The organism is Pseudomonas sp. SK3(2021) (assembly GCF_016772375.1).
GTDB classification, from domain to species: domain Bacteria; phylum Pseudomonadota; class Gammaproteobacteria; order Pseudomonadales; family Pseudomonadaceae; genus Aquipseudomonas; species Aquipseudomonas chlororaphis_I.
Genome location: NZ_CP061943.1, coordinates 4,656,432 through 4,672,432, shown reverse-complemented (window position 1 = coordinate 4,672,432; position 16,001 = coordinate 4,656,432). Strand labels below are relative to the sequence as shown.

Sequence of the window (16,001 nt, the reverse complement as noted above, 5' to 3'; positions counted from 1 at the left end):
CAGCGGCTACAGGGATGTAGGTGATGTAAAAAGCCCGCTGAACGTTTCAGGTTCAGCGGGCTTTTTTGTGGGCGTCAGATCGGGCGTTTGACCGCTTGCAAGGTGTAGCTCAATGGCAGGCGCCAGGGTGCTTCCTTGAGGTGCCATTCGCCTCGTTCGTCACAACGCATCTGCCCGGGCAGGGCTTCCCAGGGGATGCTCTGGTGTTCCACCAGGCCGCTGATTTGCAGGCCGTGCTTGAGCAGGGCGCTGACGATTTCCCCCAGGCCGTGGTTCCACGAGTGGGTCACCGTGGCCTTGAGTGGTCGGTCGGTGCTGACGTAGGTGCTGTCGTCGTCCCACACCAGCGGTTCGCTGTGCTCGAAGTAGGGCAGCTCCACCAGCAGTGCATCCTCGCGTCTTTCGTCCAGGGCCCAGAGCATCGGGTGGCCTTCGCGGATGAATAGCCGGCCGCCGGGCTTGAGCAGTTCGCTGACATTGCGCGCCCAGGTGTCGACGCTGGGCAGCCAGCACAGGGCGCCGATACCGGTGTAGACCAGGTCGAAGGCTCCCTTGGGCAGCACCTCGCTGGCCTTGTAGACGTCGGACTCGACGAACTCGATAGGCGCACCCGTGCGCGCCGCCAGGCTGCGGGCTTCGGCCAGGGAGGCGGGGGAGAAATCCAGCCCGGTCATCCGCGCGCCAAGGCGCGCCAGCGACAGGGTGTCGGTGCCGATATGGCATTGCAGATGCACGCCGCGCAGGCCGCTGATGTCTCCCAATAGCGGCAGGTCGAAACGCACCACCTCGGACAGATGCCGCGGGTCGTCGACAAACAACTGCACCTGATAGTCCGGCGAGGCCGCGTGCAGCGGTGCGCGTTCGTCCCAGTTGGCTTGGTTGAGCTTGAGGTAGTCACTCATGAGGGGCTTCCTGTCCGTTCAAGGGGAGCAGCAGGCTAGCACCGGCGAGGCGGGCGATTCTTGGGGGAATTTGTAAGCGCAGGCAGGCGCCTACTGCGGTGGGTAGCCGCTGCCGAGCGCCAGCGAGGCTGCGATCGGCAACGCAGTTGCCGCATGGCCCATTCAGGACTTGGCGTTCAGCGCCGTGGTGATTTGCTGGATGTTGCTCTCCAACTCCGCCAGCGGGTCGGCGCTGTCGGTTTGCAACACCAGCAGCCGGCTGCCGGCGGCGTCGATGGCGGCCTTGATCGTCTCGGATGGCTGGCGGTGGTGCGGGACCAGCGCCACCTCGTTAGCCCCACCGCGGCGTCCGGTCTACGGGGCTGCGCCCCGATCGCAGCCTGCGGCAGCGGCTACAGGGATTGTGGTGGGTAGCCGCTGTCGAGCGCCAGCGAGGCTGCGATCGGCAACGCAGTTGCCGCATGGCCCATTCAGGACTTGGCGTTCAGCGCCGTGGTGATGTGCTGGATGTTGCTCTCCAGCTCCGCCAGCGGGTCGGCGCTGTCGGTTTGCAACACCAGCAACTGGCTGCCGGCGGCGCTGATGGCGGCCTTGATCGCGTCGGACGGCTGGCGGTGATGCAGGACCAGCGCCACCTCGTTGTCCTTGAGCCGGGCTTGCAGCTGCTGCAGGGCTTCGGCTGTCCACTCGTTGTCGGCGCGGGCGTCGACCTCCAGCAGTTCCAGGTTGAGCCCACTGGCCAGATAGCCGAAGCGGTCGCTGAGGCTGAGCACGCTGAGGTTGTCGGCGTTGGCCAGTTGCCCCTCGGTATCGGCGCTGAGCTTGAGCAGGCGTTGCTTGAGGCTGGCCAGGTTGGTGTCGATCTTCGGCTTGGCGGCCGGGGCCAGGCGCACCAGGTCGGCGGCCAGCACATCGGCCATGCGCCCCAGGTTGTGGCTCGACAGCCACGGCTGGCTGTTCAGGCCATCGCTCTTGCCGGGTTGCAGGGCCACACCGGGCAGGGCGCCGTCCACCGGGCGCGCGGCATCGACTTCGACGATGCGGATGTTGCTGCGTCGCGCGTTGGGGTACAGCGGGTCGTCCGGCCAGATCGAACGCAGGCCGATCACCGCGTCGGCGTCGAGGGCCAGCTTGTGCAGCGCCGGGGCGCCACGCCCGGTGAAGTAGGCGGTCTGGCGCGAGCCTGGCAGGTTGTCGGGGGCGGCACGCTCGAGCTGCACGTCGGTGCCTTGCAGCAGCAATTGGGCGAGGCCGAAGGTCACCGGCAGCGAGGCCAGCACGGTGAGTGGTTTGTGTGAACGGCTGCTGTGCAGCGCCGTGTTGCCCAGGCTCTGGTTGGCGGTGACGCGCATGGGTTCGAATCGGTCCGGCTGGGCCAGGGCCGGAGCGCTGCCCAGCCCGGCGAGGGCCAGGGCCAAAGTCAGGGGGCGTCTCAGGTGACGTAATGAACGGTGCATTTATCCGATATTCCCTTTGAGGCTGGGGACAATGCCGCGGGCAATGGCGGCCAGGGCGAAGGCGACACCGGCCACCAGGATGATCGCGGCGCCGGAGGGGACGGGCAGGTCGAAGAGGATCGGCAGCAGGATGCCGCACAGGGTGCTGACCGTGGCGATCAGCACCGAGATCCAGAAAAAGCCCTTGAGCGACTGGCTCAACAGGCGCGCGGCCGCCGCCGGGATCACCAGCAGCGCGCCCACCAGGATCGCGCCTATGACTTTCACCGCGGCCACGGTGATCAGGGTCACCAGGATCACGAACAGGTAGTCCAGGGTCTTCACCGCGACGCCGCGCACCGCCGCCAGTTGCGGGTTGAAGCTGGCCAGCATGATGCGGTTGTACAGCGGCAGGCTCAGGCCCATCACCAGGGCGCCGACGATCAGCAGTACCAGCAGGTCGTTGCCGTTGACCGTGAGCACCGAGCCGAACAGCACGTTTTCCAGGATGTGCACATTGATCTTGCCGGCGAGGATCAGCAGCAGGCTGGCGCCCAGGGCCAGGGATACCGAGAGGAACACGCCGATCAGGGTGTCCGGCGCCAGGCCGGTGCGGTTGCGCAGGTAGTTGAGCAGGATGCCGAACAACAGGCAGTAGCCGAACAGGCTGCCGTACGGGCCGGTGTAGGGTTCGCCGAGCAGAATGCCGATGGCCACGCCGGTCAGGGCCGCGTGGCCCACCGCTTCGGAGAAAAAGGCGAAGCGCTTGACCACCACCAGGGTGCCCAACCCGCCCAGCACCGGGCCGATCAACAGCCCGGCGAGCAGGGCGTTGACCACAAAACCATAGGCCAGGGCTTCCGGCAGATAACCGGAGGAGGCCCAGCCCTGGATCATCAGGCGAAAGGCTTCGTAGCTCATCAGGCAACACTCCCGTTGACGATGTCCGCGCTGCGCGGGTGGGTGGAAAACAGCGTCAGCAGGCGTTCCGGGGTCAACGCCTGCTGCGGCTGGGCGTCGAACAGCACCCGGCGATGCAGGCCGGTGACCCGGTCCGCCAGGCGGCCGACCGCTTCCAGGTCGTGTTCGATCCACAGCAGGGTGATGCCGGCCTGGCGCCAGTCGCCGAGCAGGCGTTCGAAGACCTGGATGCCGGCTTCGTCGAGGGCCGACATCGGTTCGTCCAGCACCAGCAGTTGCGGCGCCGGGATCAGCCCCTGGGCCAGCAGCACCCGCTGGCGTTCGCCGCCGGACAGGGCGCCCATGCGCCGCTTGCGTTTGTCCTGCATGCCGACCCGTTCCAGGGCTTCGCCTATGGCCGCGGCGTAATGCCGGCTGAGGCCGAGGAAGGCCGGGCGGCGCTGGCACATGGCGGCCATGAAGTCGTCGACGGTCATCGGCAGGCCGCGATCGAATTCCAGGGCTTGCGGCACATAGCCGATCACCCCCGGTTCGCCCGGCCAGTGCAGGCTCAACCGGCCCTGGTGGGGCATCTGCCCGAGCAGGGTCTTGATCAGCGAGCTCTTGCCACCGCCGTTGGGCCCGACCAGCGCATGCAGGGTGCCGGGCTGCACCTTGAAGCTGACGTTGTCGAGGATGGTGGTGCGGCCCAGGGTCAGGCTGACCTGGTCGAACTCGATGGACGGGCCGCGGGCCAGGCTGTGCAGGGCGGTCATGCGCCGGCCTCCTGGATCGCCCGGACCACGGTGTCGAGGTTGCCGGCCATTTCCTTCTCGTATTTCTCGGCGCTGTAGTCGCCGTAGGAAATGTGCGACAGCGGGTACAGCTTGACCCCGGACTCGCGCTGGATGGTGTCGACGTAGGTGGACGGGAAATCCATCTCGGAGAAGATCACCTTGACGTCCAGCTCACGCAGCTGGTCGATGGTCTTTTTCAACTGGCTCGGGCTGGGCTCGATGCCATGGGCCGGCTCGACCACGGCGGTGACTTCCAGGCCGAACTCGCGCAGCAGGTAATCGTAGGCGGCGTGCACCGTGGCCACCCGCAGGTCGGCGTTGGGCGCCTGGGTCAGCTTGGCCAGGGCGTCGGCGCGCATCTGCCGCAGGCGCTTGCCGTAGGCGCGGGCGTTCTGGGTGTAGGCCTTGGCGTTGGCCGGGTCCATCTTGCCCAGCTCGCGGGCGATGTTGTTGACCTGGGCGATGGAGGCGCTGATGGACAGGAAGGTGTGCGGGTTGACCACCTTGCCGGCGCCGCGTGCGGCGATGCCGGTGGCGGCCAGCAGCGGCACGTTCTGGTTGGCCTCGATCACCGGGATGTCCGGGCGTTCGCTGGCCTCGATCATGCGGTCGGCAAAGTCGTCGTGGCCGACGCCGTTGAGCACGATCACGTCCAGGGTGCCGATGCGCTTGATGTCTTCGGCGCGCGGCTCATAGGCGTGGGGGTTGAAGCCGGCGGGAATCAGCGGCACGACCTCGGCCTTGTCGCCGACGATGTTGGCCACGTAGCTGTAGTAGGGGTGCAGGGTGATGCCGATACGCAGGCGCTTGGCCGGGTCGGCCGTGGCGAGAGGGCTGAGCAACAGGGTGAACAGGCTGACCAGCAGCACCCGCAGGAGCGGGCGGCGTTGAGATGAAATAGGCATGGGCTAGCGGTCTTCTCTCGGGTGAATGCGTGGGTTCAGTGGCGATGCTGGCGGGTCACTCCGGCATCGAATTGCGCGACCACCTGCTGCCAGCCGGCACTGGCCAGGGCGGCGTCGCCGAGGTCGTCGGGGGCGGCGAGGGACGGACCGCGGTTGAGCCAGATGTCCGGGGCGGCGGCCGGATCGGCGGCGATGCGCATCAGCAAGGAGCCGGCCACTGCGTTGTTCCGGCTGAGGCCGACATAGGCCTGTTGCCGCAACTGCCAGACATGCCCGCCGCGGCTCACCGAGCTGGCGTCCTGGGCGAAGGGCGCGAAGCCTTCCTCGGCCAGTTGCTCGGGCGTCGGCAGGGCCTGGGCTTCTTCGCGCAGCAGGCGGATTTCGTCGAGGGTCACCCGCAGGTCGGCGTACAGGCCCTGTTCGCCGGCGGTGAGGTCGCGGCGGGCGTCCAGTTGGTGGCTGTCGACGCTCGCCACTTCACGGGTTTCGCCGCGCCACAGCACCACGGCACCGGCCACGCTGAGGATCAGCAGGCACAGCAGCAGGACGTAGAGGGTTTCATGGCCGGCGCCGGCCGGGCGCACGACTTGAGGAGTGGCGGTGCTCATGGGGCCTCGATGTCGGCTTGGTCGATCTCGACCACGTGGCCGGGGCCGGCGTCGAACAGTACATAGAACTCGGCGTCGGGTTTCTTGAAGGTCAGGGTGGAATCGGCGCCCAGCTTGCCGGGCACCAGGATGGTTTCGTCGTAGCCGATCACGTCCAGGGTCACCCCTGGGGCGCCGCTGCCGTCGGAGAAGCCGCCGGTGCAGCGGATCTGCTCGCCGTCGATCTGCTTGCATTCGCACATCGGGTTGTGGGCCAGGGCGCTGCCACTGAACACGGCGCTGGCGAGCAGGAGTACGCCGACACCGAGCAGGCGCAGGCGGGCGGTGGGTAGAGCAATCATGGTTTGCCTCCTTGTCGGTTCAGCCAGGCGAGGGTGGCCGGGGAGGCCTGGGCCAGGGGGATGGCCGCCTGGTGCAGGCTGCCGTCCCAGCCTTCCAGGGTGATCCACAGCTCGGCGTCGGCCTTGGTCTTTTCCGCAACGGGCAGGCTGGCCCCCATGCGGTACGGGGTGCCGAAGAAAATCACCCCGGCGGTGCGCAGGCTGCGGGGTTTGCCGATGCGCAGGTAGGTGGCCTTGACCTGGTCGATGCAGGCCTCGCACAACGCGGCGTTGAAGTCCTTCATATAACCGGCCGCTCCCTGGAGTTGCGGCGCTTCGTTACGCAACTCGGCCAGGCGCAGGCTCCAGGGCCCGACCTGCACCTCGCCCACCTCGCGTTCGCCCAGGCCGCTGTCGCCACGGGCCAGCGCGGCGTCGGCGAAGTACTTGGGCATGAAGCCGAGGGGGATCAGCAACAGCAGGATGTTCAGGTGGAAACGCCCTTTCAGCCAGAACTGGCGCAGGGGCGAAACCGGCATTGCGCTGTCTGTCTTGCTCACAGGTTGCCCTCCGGCGTGTCGGTGTGCAGGGCCGCAACCGGGCGTTGGGCGAGGGCGGGGCGCGGTGTCTTGTGGCTGCGCTTGAGGGCCGCGGCGGTGGCCAGGGCGGTGCGCTTGGTCCAGATCAGCAGGCCGCTGAGCACCATCATGCTCAGCAGCAGGCCGAAGAAGCACCAGATCAGCTTGATCCAGAGGCCGCCGAAGTCACCGGTGTGCAGCGGACGCATGGACTCGGTGACGAACTCCAGGGCCGAGCGATCGGACAGCAGGTGCGTGGTATCGATGGAGCCGGTGTACGGGTTGAGGTTGGCGGTCTGGTACATCAACGGGTACCCGCCGCGACCCCCGATGAACAGGTGGCTGTAGGCGTTGGCTGGCAGCCGGACGAAGCCGACCTCGAAGCCTGGAATCTTCTGGGTGGTGAGGCGGATGGCTTCATCGATACCGATCATCGGTGCCGGGCTGCCGTTGGTGGAGGTTGGCACGCTTTCGCGGGCGATCACCGGCACTATGGGTTCGCTGGACAGGGTGATCTGGTTGTCGCCGAGAATCGCCTCGATCAGGAACCAGGTGCCGGTGATGGAGATCACCGCGATGAACCAGATCGACCAGATGCCGCTCAGGCGATGGAAGTCGCCCCAGAAAATCCGCGCGCCGTGGCGCAGGCGCAGGGTCGGCTTGAGAAAACCCTTCCAGAACTTCTTGTAGACCACCAGGCCCGTGATCAGCGAGGCCAGCATCGGCAGGCCGAGTAGCGATACCAGGTACCAGCCCCAGCTGTAGCCATTGGTGAAAGGCACCAGCCACCAGCCGTGCAGGGCGCGGGTGAAGGCCTGGAAGTTGAACGGCGGGCTGACGCCCTGGATGACCCCGGTGTATGGATTGACATAGACCTCGACAGAACGGCCATCGGGGTAATTGACGCCCACGGTCAGGGCGAAATGTGCTTCGTCGGGGGTGCTGATGCTATCGACCAGGGTCTGCGGTTCGGCCTGCCTGATGGCCTTGACGATCTGGTCATGGCTCAGCGGCTGGGCGTCGTCGGAAGGTTTGCTGGCCCGGATGTCGGGGTTGGCCAGCCAGACGATTTCCTGGCTGACCACGGCCAGGGTGCCGGTGACGCAAACGATCAGCACAAAGAACCAGATGGGTAGCGCCAGCCAGCTGTGAACGAGAAACCAGATTTTCGAGCGGGACTTCTTCGACATTGAACACGCGTCTTGATTCGAGGAGTGGAGCCGCGGGGCGTCTGCCGAGCCCGGAGAGAAACCCGCGGCGTAGCCTTCGCCAACGCGACCTGCTGCATCTCATTAAGACGAATGAGAATCGTAAATCCCGAAAGACGATATGAAAGTAAATGTTTCCGCGCGACCAATGGCGCGCACAAGGCCCGCGCCGTGGGGCGTTGGGGGGCGCTATCGCGGGCCAGCCTCGCGCGCTTCTTCTGTAGGAACTGGGGGGGACGCCCAGTCCTGGCCCGCGATCAACGGTTTTCAGGCACAGCGCTTATCCCTGCTGTTTAAACATCTCCATGGCCCGCTGCTTGATCTGCTCTTCGCTCAGGTCTTCCTTGTGGGTAGCGAGAAACCACAGGTGGCCGAACGGGTCCTTGAGGGTGCCGCTGCGGTCGCCGTAGAACTGGTCCTTGACCTCGGACACCACCTGGCCGCCGGCAGCGATGGCCTGGGCGAACTGCTTGTCGACATCGTTGACGTACAGGTGCAGGCCGACGGAAGGCGATTGGTCGGGATTGCTCAATGGCCCTTGGTCGCAGGGCGTTCCCAGCATGATCGGACAGTCGCCGATGCGCAGTTCGGCATGGCCGACACTGCCGTCGGGCATGTCCAGGCGCATGACCTGGGTGGCGTCGAAGGCATTCTTGTAGAACTCGATAGCCTCGGCAGCCTGCGTGATCCCCAGGTAGGGGGTGATGCTGGGGTAACCCTCGGGGATGGGTTTGACGCTCATCTCGGTTCTCCTTTTTTGTCTGGGGGTTCGTCGAAGTGAACCTGGCCGGTCTTCCGGTCGGTTCACTATAGGCCCGGGTGGCCCGCAGGCCGGATCGGGCTGACGAGGTGTCGGCCTGGAAACAGTTCAGGGCGTTCAGCGGCCAACAGCGATCCAGCCATTGGCCCCTGGCTTCTTAACGGTCTTTTCTGTAGGGGCTGGCTTGCTGGCGATGGGTCTATCAGCACGCCATTGCGAGTTGGCGCTTATTAAGGAAGGAGGCATTGCGGAGTCAGTCGGTTTCCAGCAATTGCGCACCCGGGCCGTGTTCGCTCAACTTATCGCCCTGGTTGCGCAGCGGGCAGTCTTGCATCGACAGGCAGCCGCAGCCGATGCAGCCATTGAGGCGGTCGCGCAGCAGGGTCAGTTGCTTGATCCGCTCATCCAGCTCATGGCTCCACTGCTCGGACAGCCGCCTCCAGTCGGCGGCCGTCGGTGCGCGGTGGTCCGGCAGGCTGCGCAGGGCCTGGCCGATCTCGGCCAGGGGAATGCCCAGGCGCTGCGCCACCTTGATCAGCGCCACCCGGCGCAGCACTTCCCGCGGATAACGGCGCTGGTTGCCGGCGTTGCGGTTGCTCTTGATCAGCCCCTTGCTTTCATAGAAATGCAGGGCGGTGACCGCTACGCCGCTGCGGGCGGCCACTTGGCCGACGGTGAGTTCCTTGTGCACGGTTTCGGGGGTGAGCATGCAGCGCTCCTGCGGGTGGGGATGGGCAAAAGTCGCTTGACCTTTACTTAACTGGAGGTTTTACCCTGCAGGCTTTCGAATCACAAGATTCCGTTTATCCGTCAGTGGGGACTTGCCATGCACGCGTTTGCGCAAAACCGCAGCTTTACGCAATTGATCGAATTCGAAATCGAACCCCATCAACAATCCGGCCTGGTGTCGGCGCTGTCCGAGCAGACCGAACACCTGGCCCAGGGGTACCCGGGTTTTCTGAGTGGCAGCGTGCAGGCCAGCGAGGACGGCCGGCGGGTGCTCAACTACCTGCAATGGCAAACCCGGGAAGCCGGCGAGGCGGCCTTCCAGAGTTTCGAGAAGGGCGAACAGGACTTCTGGCAACTGATCCGCGCCTACCAGGCCAAGACCGTGACCTTCGGCTCGTTCCAGGTGGTGCGCAGCATCGAGCGCGGCCCGGACAACGCGCTGCATTGTCGCTTGGCCAGCTAGATCGACAGTTGCAGGGTGCGTTCGTGCTGGCCGGGGTTTTCCAGCGGACGGCGCTTGTTCACCGTCAGTTCGCCGATCTTGATCAGCCGGGTGCGGGTGACGTTGCGGCTCAGGCCCAGCAGGTTGGCGGTGTGCACCTGGTTGCAGTGACTGAAGCGGTAGGCCGCGCGCAGCAGCGCATCCTCGACCTTTTCATGCAGGGCACCGGCCTGTTCTTCGAAGAGTTTGTGAAAGGCCCGCTCCAGCAGGGCTTCGGCTGAGTCGTCGTGGCTGTGGTGGCTGTCGTCCTGGCGCTCGATGCGCATGTTCGACAGGCGCAGGTCGTCGCGCTCGATCACGCCGTCGCGGCAGATCAGCAGGGTGTGGTGGATGACGTTTTCCAGTTCGCGGATATTGCCCGGCCAGCTGTAGCTGCGCAGCTTGTGCTCGGCCTCGCTGCTGAGGGTCACGGCGCCGTAGCCCAGGCGCTGGCTGTAGGCTTCGATGAAGTGCCGGGTCAGCGGCAGGATGTCGCCGGGGCGTTCGCGCAGCGGGCTCAGTTCCAGGCTGACCACGTCGAGGCGGTAGTACAGGTCCTCGCGGAAATGCCCGGCGTTGATGGCTTTCTCCAGTTGCACGTTGGTCGCCGCCAGCACCCGCACATCGATGGGAATGCTTTTGCGCGAACCCAGGCGCACCACTTCGCGTTCCTGCAGCACCCGCAGCAACTTCACCTGGATCGCCATCGGCAGGTCGCCGATCTCGTCGAGGAACAGGGTCCCGCCATTGGCCTCTTCGAACCAGCCGGCCTTGGCGCTCAGGGCGCCGGTGAAGGCGCCTTTTTCATGGCCGAACAGCTCGGCCTCCACCAGCGACTCGGAGAACGCCCCGCAGTTCACCGCCACGAACGGTCGGTTGCGCCGGGCGCTGAGGTTGTGGATATGGCGCGCCACCAGCTCCTTGCCGGTACCAGTCTCGCCGATGATCAGCACGCTGGCCTCGCTCGGCGCGACCTGCTGCAGGTGCGCCAGCAAGGCCTGGGATTTCGGGTCTTCGAATACCTGGGCGGTGGCCCGGATCGAGGTGGCCAGGGCAGGCGAGGGCGGTAAGGTCAAAAGCTGCATGGACAAGCTCCGGGAACAGAAGGCTAGGAATAGAAAGTCGGGGTCGGCAGGGACTGGTTCAGGGCCCAGTCACCCAACTCATGGAGTTTGTAATCCACCGGGTCGTGCAGGGTTTGCGTGCGCAGGTTGCGCCAATGCCGGTCCAGGCGCAGGGAGGCGTGGGTGGAGCGGGCACCGGTGACCTCGAACAGGCGGCTGCACAGCTCCAGGCCCTGGCGCGTGGTGGCGACCTTGGCGGTGGCGATGGCCGCGGCCAGGTGGCCGCGTTCCTCGGCGCTCAGCTTCGATCCCTTGGCCCAGGCCTTGTCCAGCCGCTCCGCGGCGCGTTCCACCAACAGGCGCATGCCTTCCAGGGCCACCCAGAAATCGCCGTAATGGCCCAGCACGTAAGGGTCCTGATAGGCCTCCTGGGCGCTGGACTTATGCCAGGGTCGGGTTTCGGTGAGGGTGTACTGGCGGGCTTCTTCAAAGGCGCCTTCGGCGATGCCGAGGAACATGTGGGTGAAGGTCAACTGGGCAATCAGTGGGCGCAGACAGGCAAAGGGCGTGCTCAAGGGCCCCGGGTCCAGTAGCAACTCCGATTCCTCGACCCGCACCCGCTCGAAGCTGGCGCTGCCGCTGTCGGTCTGGCGCTGGCCCATGTTGTTCCAGTCGTTGTGCAGGGTGATGCCGCTGCGGCCGCTGGGGATGGCGGCGATCAGCAGCTTGCCGCCGTTGCTTTCGTCGACCGCCGAGGCAATGAGCATTTGCGAATCGCTGGCGCCGGAGCAGAAGCTTTTCTTGCCGGAGAATTCGCGCCAGCCGCCAAGGTCCTTCGCTACGGTACGGGTGTCCAGCGGGTTGAGGGCGTTGCCCCAGAACCAGTTCTTGCGCGCGGTTTGTTCGAACCAGGGTTGCCATTGTTCCGGGCGGGCGAACAGGCGCACGGTGGCCAGCATCAGGTGATGGAAGCCGAAGACGTGGGCGATGGAACTGTCGACCTTGGCGAACTCGCGGACGATGTTCAGGGTCTCGCTCCAGCTGGCGCCGAGGCCGCCGTACTGGGTGGGAATGCTCAGGGCCAGCAGGCCGCTCTGGCGCAGGGCGTCGCGCTGGGCTTTCGGGGTCCCGCCGCGTTCGTCGCGTTCGACGGCGGTCAGGGCAAACTCGGCCGCCAGCTGGCGGGCGGTCTGCAAGGGGGACAACAGGGCGCTTTGCGGCTTGGCAGTCACGCGGTGTTCCTCGTTCGGGGCCGGGTGCGCGGCCGTGAAATCGGTAGGGCTGTGGCGCGCGCGTGGGGCGCTCGATCGCGAGCTCGCTCCTACACAGGGCGCAGGTGCAATCTGTAGGCGCGAGCTTGCTCGCGATCGCGTTCTATCAGGCAATAAATACCCTCAAGCCCCAGCCGCTTTTTTGCTCGGCAACAGGTCATTGGCGATCATTTCGCCGAACGGCCCGGTGAGGTTGGTCACGCCACGTCCGGCCAGGCGGGCGTAGGGTTCCGGCAGCAGCGGGAACACCAGTTCGGCGAAGCGATAGGCTTCTTCCAGGTGCGGGTAGCCGGAGAAAATGAAGCTCTCGATCCCCAGGTCCGCGTATTCCTTGATCCGCGCTGCCACCTGCTCGGGGTTGCCCACCAGCGCGGTGCCGGCGCCGCCACGCACCAGGCCGACGCCGGCCCAGAGGTTGGGGGCGATTTCCAGGTTGTCGCGCCGCCCGTCGTGCAAGGCAGCCATGCGCCGCTGGCCCTCGGAGTCGAAACGCGAGAAGGATTGCTGCGCGGCGGCGATGGTCTCGTCGCTGATGTGTTCGATCAGCTTGTCCGCGGCCTTCCAGGCCTCTTCCGCGGTTTCGCGCACGATCACATGCAGGCGGATGCCGAACTTCACCGTGCGGCCATGGCGGGCGGCCCGCTCGCGCACATCGGCGAGTTTCACGGCGACCGCGGCCGGTGGTTCGCCCCAAGTCAGGTAGACGTCCACCTGTTCGGCGGCGAGGTCATGGGCGGCGTCCGAGGAACCGCCGAAATACAGCGGCGGATAGGGCTTCTGCACCGGTGGGTAGAGGGCCTTGGCGTTCTGTACATGCAGATGCTTGCCTTCGAAGTCCACGGCTTCGCCTTGCAGCACCCGGCGCCAGATCCTCAGGAATTCGTCGGTGACTGCGTAGCGCTCGCTGTGGCTGAGGAAACTGCCGTCGCCGCGGTTCTCGTCGGGGTCGCCGCCGGTCACCACATTGATCAGCAGGCGGCCGTTGGACAACCGGTCGAGGGTCGCGGCCATGCGCGCCGAGACGGTCGGCGAGATGACCCCCGGACGGATCGCCACCAGGTAGCGCAGGCGTTCGGTCAGCGGTACCAGCGCCGAGGCGATCACCCAGGAGTCTTCGCACGAACGCCCGGTAGGGATCAGTACGCCGTGATAACCCAGGCTGTCCGCGGCCTGGGCCACTTGCTTGAGGTAGTTGAGGGTGACCGGGCGCGCGCCCTGGGTGGTGCCCAGGTAATGGCCGTCGCCGTGAGTCGGAAGAAACCAGAAAACATCCATGACAGGTCCTTAAGCGATTTTCAGCAGATTTTGCGGATGCACGCCGAACAGGGGCGCGGCGCGTTCTGCCGCAAGGCGAATACGGGCCTTCAAGGGCTCGCTGGTTATCTGGTAATTGGCGAAGTCGGCCTCGGTGGCATAGACCCCGATCGGCAGGGTCAGGGCCTGGAAGAAACTGAACAGCGGCCGCAGTTGGTGATCCAGCATCAGGGCGTGACGCTCGCTGCCACCGGTGGCGGCCAGCAGCACGGGGGTGTCGATCAGGGCGTTGAGGTCGATCAGGTCGAACAGGTGCTTGAGCAGGCCTGGGTAGGATCCGCGATACACGGGCGCTGCGACGATCAGCAGGTCGGCGTTTTCGATGGCCTGCAACTCGGCTTCGACTTCCGCCACCAACTCCTGGCGGGACAAGGCCGCGCCCAATGGACGGGCGATGTCGCCCAGTTCAATGAGCTTGCTCTCGATCGGCAATTGCCCCGCCAGTTCGGCGAGCAGCGCCTGGGTCAGCACCAGGGTGCGCGAGGGGCGCCAGGTTCCACCGGACAGGGCAACGACTTTTAATGGACGCGACATGATCAGTTCCTTTGTTGAACAGGGCTCAACGAGCAGTGAGTAGTCCCAGGGCTTGAGCAAGAGCTGTACCAGCGAGGCAAAGCCTTGAGCGGCGTGGCTTGTGGCGCTGTTACAGGATCAGGCTGTTGTTGTGCAGACACTGTTTTGTTGATTGGCTGTTGCCTGGCGAACAGTTGCCCAGGCAACAGCAGGCGGTGTGATGGGCCTGTTATAAAGGCTTACCGATATTCCTAAAAAATACTTTATTTCCATATTTATAGGTCTTTTAGAGATAAGCGAGGGCGCTATGGGCCGCGATAGGAGTGGTCGATAGCCACTATCGAGCGTGATGATTTCTGCCCCGGGAAGGGCGACGGTAGCCTGTGTCCATTGCCTCGCAGCCCAGATCCAGGAGCCTTTGCCATGAACCGTTCGCTCGTCTTTTCCCTGCTTGTCGTCACCTCGGTCCTGGCCGGTTGTACCAGCCGGCCGGGCCCGGAATCGCGTCCTTATACCGCCGAGGAAACCCGCGAGCTGGCGCTGGAAGCCCTGAACCGGCGCGGGTTGTCCTTTGACGAATACCAGCAGAAAAAGGCCGAGTTGCTTGCCCCGCAACGGACCTTCGGTTTCGACCAGCAGGGCGAAATGAACGCCGAACACAGCGTGCCCCTGCATGGCCGTGCCAGCTGATTTGTCGATCTGCCTAAGCCTTGCTTGCAGAGGCTGACGGACTGCCGGGGACCGTCGGCAAAACCTTGTGATGATTTCCCCGCCTCTCGCCCTGTTCTTCGGCCCCATGGCCGAACCTCGCTTAACCCGGCTCCCGGAGCCTGTTAAGCTGCCCCTCGGGAGCGTTCCTACGCACTTTTAAATGAAGTTGTCCTTCTTTAACTGCATCCGATCGGGTATTGCTGACGGTCTGCCGTTTTTGCGTTGCCCAAAGGGCGCGTATCAGCGTTCGGCACCGAGCGAACCTTGATCCTGGAACAGGCTCTGCGGGTATTTTTGCGATGAATAAACGTCCTCTCTATTTCGACTACGCCGCCACCACGCCGGTGGATGAGCGAGTCATTCAGGTAATGGTGGAATGCCTGGGGTTCAACGGTAACTTCGGCAATCCGGCGTCCAGTTCCCACGCCTTCGGCCAACAGGCCCGGCGCAGCGTCGAGCTGGCGCGGCAGCAGGTCGCCCAGCTGGTGGGCGCGGCGCCCGAGCAGATCGTCTGGACCTCCGGCGCCACCGAATCCAACAACCTGGCGCTCAAGGGCGTGGCTCAGGCCCGGGGCGTATCCGGCGGGCACATCATTACCAGCCAGATCGAACACAAGGCCATTCTCGATACCGCCAGCCAGCTGCAAGCCGCCGGCGTGGCAGTGACTTACCTGGTACCGGACCGCGACGGGCTGATCACGCCAGAGGCGGTGAGCGAAGCCCTGCGCGACGACACCTTCCTGGTGTCGCTGATGCTGGTCAACAACGAGCTGGGTACGCTCAACGATATCCCGGGCATTGGCCGCGTGGTCCGCGAGCGCGGGGCGCTGCTGCATGTCGACGCGGCCCAGGGCGCGGGCAAGGTGGCGATCGACCTGGCACAGTGGCCGGTGGACCTGATGTCCTTTTCCGCCCACAAGATTTACGGCCCCAAGGGCATCGGTGCGCTCTACGTCGGCCCTCGCGCGCAGCAGCGCTTGCAGGCGCAGATCCACGGCGGCGGCCATGAAGGCGGCTTGCGCTCCGGGACGCTCGCGACCCATCAGATTGCCGCCATGGGCGCCGCCTTTGCCCTGGCCGCCGAACACTTCGACGAAGAAGCGGCGACCATCGTTCGTCTGCGCGAGCGCCTGCTCGAGCAACTGGCCGACATGCCGGGGCTGTGCCTGAACGGCAGCCCGGCCCAGCGCATTCCCCATACCTTGAGCCTCACCTTCGGTGGAGGGGCGTTCGATCCGGCGGCCCTGAGTGCCTCCATCGCGTTTTCCGCGACTTCGGCCTGCAACTCGGCGAGCAATGCGCCGTCCCATGTGTTGCTGGCGCTGGGGCTCGACGCCCGGGCGGCGGGGCGGACCATCCGCTTGAGCCTGGGCCGCTTCACCACCGAGCAGGACATCGATCAGGCCGTCCAGCTGATCAAGGCTTCATCCGCCAGTGCACCGGCGTTCTGGGCGGTTGCCCAACCCTGAGGGTCAATGCCCTCGGTATCCAATAACAATGATTC

General features: G+C 65.4%; 18 protein-coding genes and 1 pseudogene. 3 read left to right on the top strand and 16 right to left on the bottom strand.

What is annotated here, in order from left to right; all coding sequences use genetic code 11:
• Nucleotides 1-74 precede the first annotated feature (74 nt).
• The 12 genes and pseudogenes from IF690_RS20340 to soxR form a co-directional block, all read right to left on the bottom strand.
• Nucleotides 75-902: a class I SAM-dependent methyltransferase gene (locus tag IF690_RS20340; RefSeq protein WP_202697131.1), complete on the bottom strand. Its 828-nt coding sequence runs from the start codon at nucleotides 900-902 to the stop codon at nucleotides 75-77.
• Between the two features lie 162 nt (nucleotides 903-1,064).
• A pseudogene (locus tag IF690_RS20335) lies at nucleotides 1,065-1,235 on the bottom strand (metal ABC transporter substrate-binding protein); the annotation flags it as partial.
• Nucleotides 1,236-1,372: 137 nt separating this feature from the next.
• The gene (locus IF690_RS20330; protein ID WP_202697130.1) at nucleotides 1,373-2,359 is read right to left on the bottom strand and encodes a metal ABC transporter solute-binding protein, Zn/Mn family; all 987 of its coding nucleotides are present in this window, start codon (nucleotides 2,357-2,359) and stop codon (nucleotides 1,373-1,375) included.
• Complete coding sequence (locus IF690_RS20325) at nucleotides 2,360-3,259, bottom strand: metal ABC transporter permease (protein WP_009044895.1); 900 nt, start codon at nucleotides 3,257-3,259, stop codon at nucleotides 2,360-2,362.
• Nucleotides 3,259-4,014, bottom strand: a complete 756-nt coding sequence (locus IF690_RS20320; protein ID WP_202697129.1) for a metal ABC transporter ATP-binding protein — start codon at nucleotides 4,012-4,014, stop codon at nucleotides 3,259-3,261. Before IF690_RS20320 ends, IF690_RS20325 begins: the two co-directional genes overlap by 1 nt.
• Nucleotides 4,011-4,940 carry a metal ABC transporter substrate-binding protein gene (locus IF690_RS20315; RefSeq protein ID WP_202697128.1) on the bottom strand — a complete coding sequence of 310 codons (930 nt, stop codon included), beginning with the start codon at nucleotides 4,938-4,940 and terminating at the stop codon, nucleotides 4,011-4,013. Before IF690_RS20315 ends, IF690_RS20320 begins: the two co-directional genes overlap by 4 nt.
• Before the next feature lie 35 nt (nucleotides 4,941-4,975).
• Nucleotides 4,976-5,548, bottom strand: coding sequence for a DUF6162 family protein (locus IF690_RS20310; protein ID WP_202697127.1), 573 nt, complete (start codon nucleotides 5,546-5,548; stop codon nucleotides 4,976-4,978).
• The gene (locus tag IF690_RS20305; protein ID WP_252189502.1) at nucleotides 5,545-5,889 is read right to left on the bottom strand and encodes a hypothetical protein; all 345 of its coding nucleotides are present in this window, start codon (nucleotides 5,887-5,889) and stop codon (nucleotides 5,545-5,547) included. Before IF690_RS20305 ends, IF690_RS20310 begins: the two co-directional genes overlap by 4 nt.
• A complete protein-coding gene (locus IF690_RS20300; RefSeq protein WP_202697126.1) occupies nucleotides 5,886-6,428 on the bottom strand; it encodes a PA2404 family protein in 543 nt (180 codons plus the stop codon). The genes IF690_RS20305 and IF690_RS20300 overlap by 4 nt, the downstream gene beginning before the upstream one ends.
• Complete coding sequence (locus IF690_RS20295) at nucleotides 6,425-7,636, bottom strand: PepSY-associated TM helix domain-containing protein (protein WP_202697125.1); 1,212 nt, start codon at nucleotides 7,634-7,636, stop codon at nucleotides 6,425-6,427. The genes IF690_RS20300 and IF690_RS20295 overlap by 4 nt, the downstream gene beginning before the upstream one ends.
• A gap of 298 nt (nucleotides 7,637-7,934) precedes the next feature.
• Nucleotides 7,935-8,396 (bottom strand): VOC family protein, encoded by a 462-nt coding sequence (locus IF690_RS20290; RefSeq protein WP_202697124.1) that lies wholly within the window; start codon nucleotides 8,394-8,396, stop codon nucleotides 7,935-7,937.
• A gap of 271 nt (nucleotides 8,397-8,667) precedes the next feature.
• Complete coding sequence (gene soxR / locus IF690_RS20285) at nucleotides 8,668-9,123, bottom strand: redox-sensitive transcriptional activator SoxR (protein ID WP_202697123.1); 456 nt, start codon at nucleotides 9,121-9,123, stop codon at nucleotides 8,668-8,670.
• Nucleotides 9,124-9,240: 117 nt separating this feature from the next.
• Here soxR and IF690_RS20280 point away from each other — a divergent pair, with 117 nt between their 5' ends.
• Entirely contained in the window at nucleotides 9,241-9,606 is a 366-nt protein-coding gene (locus IF690_RS20280) for an antibiotic biosynthesis monooxygenase (RefSeq protein ID WP_202697122.1), read from the top strand.
• Here the strand turns inward: IF690_RS20280 and IF690_RS20275 are convergent.
• The 4 genes from IF690_RS20275 to msuE form a co-directional block, all read right to left on the bottom strand.
• Nucleotides 9,603-10,709 carry a sigma-54 interaction domain-containing protein gene (locus tag IF690_RS20275; RefSeq protein WP_202697121.1) on the bottom strand — a complete coding sequence of 369 codons (1,107 nt, stop codon included), beginning with the start codon at nucleotides 10,707-10,709 and terminating at the stop codon, nucleotides 9,603-9,605. The genes IF690_RS20280 and IF690_RS20275 overlap by 4 nt on opposite strands.
• Before the next feature lie 23 nt (nucleotides 10,710-10,732).
• Nucleotides 10,733-11,920 carry an acyl-CoA dehydrogenase family protein gene (locus IF690_RS20270; protein WP_202697120.1) on the bottom strand — a complete coding sequence of 396 codons (1,188 nt, stop codon included), beginning with the start codon at nucleotides 11,918-11,920 and terminating at the stop codon, nucleotides 10,733-10,735.
• A gap of 162 nt (nucleotides 11,921-12,082) precedes the next feature.
• Nucleotides 12,083-13,234, bottom strand: a complete 1,152-nt coding sequence (gene ssuD, locus IF690_RS20265) for an FMNH2-dependent alkanesulfonate monooxygenase (protein WP_202697119.1) — start codon at nucleotides 13,232-13,234, stop codon at nucleotides 12,083-12,085.
• Nucleotides 13,235-13,243: 9 nt separating this feature from the next.
• Entirely contained in the window at nucleotides 13,244-13,807 is a 564-nt protein-coding gene (gene msuE / locus IF690_RS20260; protein ID WP_202697118.1) for an FMN reductase, read from the bottom strand.
• Between the two features lie 402 nt (nucleotides 13,808-14,209).
• Here msuE and IF690_RS20255 point away from each other — a divergent pair, with 402 nt between their 5' ends.
• Together IF690_RS20255 and IF690_RS20250 are read left to right on the top strand one after the other, a co-directional pair.
• Entirely contained in the window at nucleotides 14,210-14,476 is a 267-nt protein-coding gene (locus tag IF690_RS20255; RefSeq protein WP_202697117.1) for a hypothetical protein, read from the top strand.
• A 320-nt stretch (nucleotides 14,477-14,796) separates the two neighbouring features.
• Complete coding sequence (locus IF690_RS20250; protein WP_202697116.1) at nucleotides 14,797-15,966, top strand: cysteine desulfurase family protein; 1,170 nt, start codon at nucleotides 14,797-14,799, stop codon at nucleotides 15,964-15,966.
• Nucleotides 15,967-16,001: the final 35 nt, after the last annotated feature.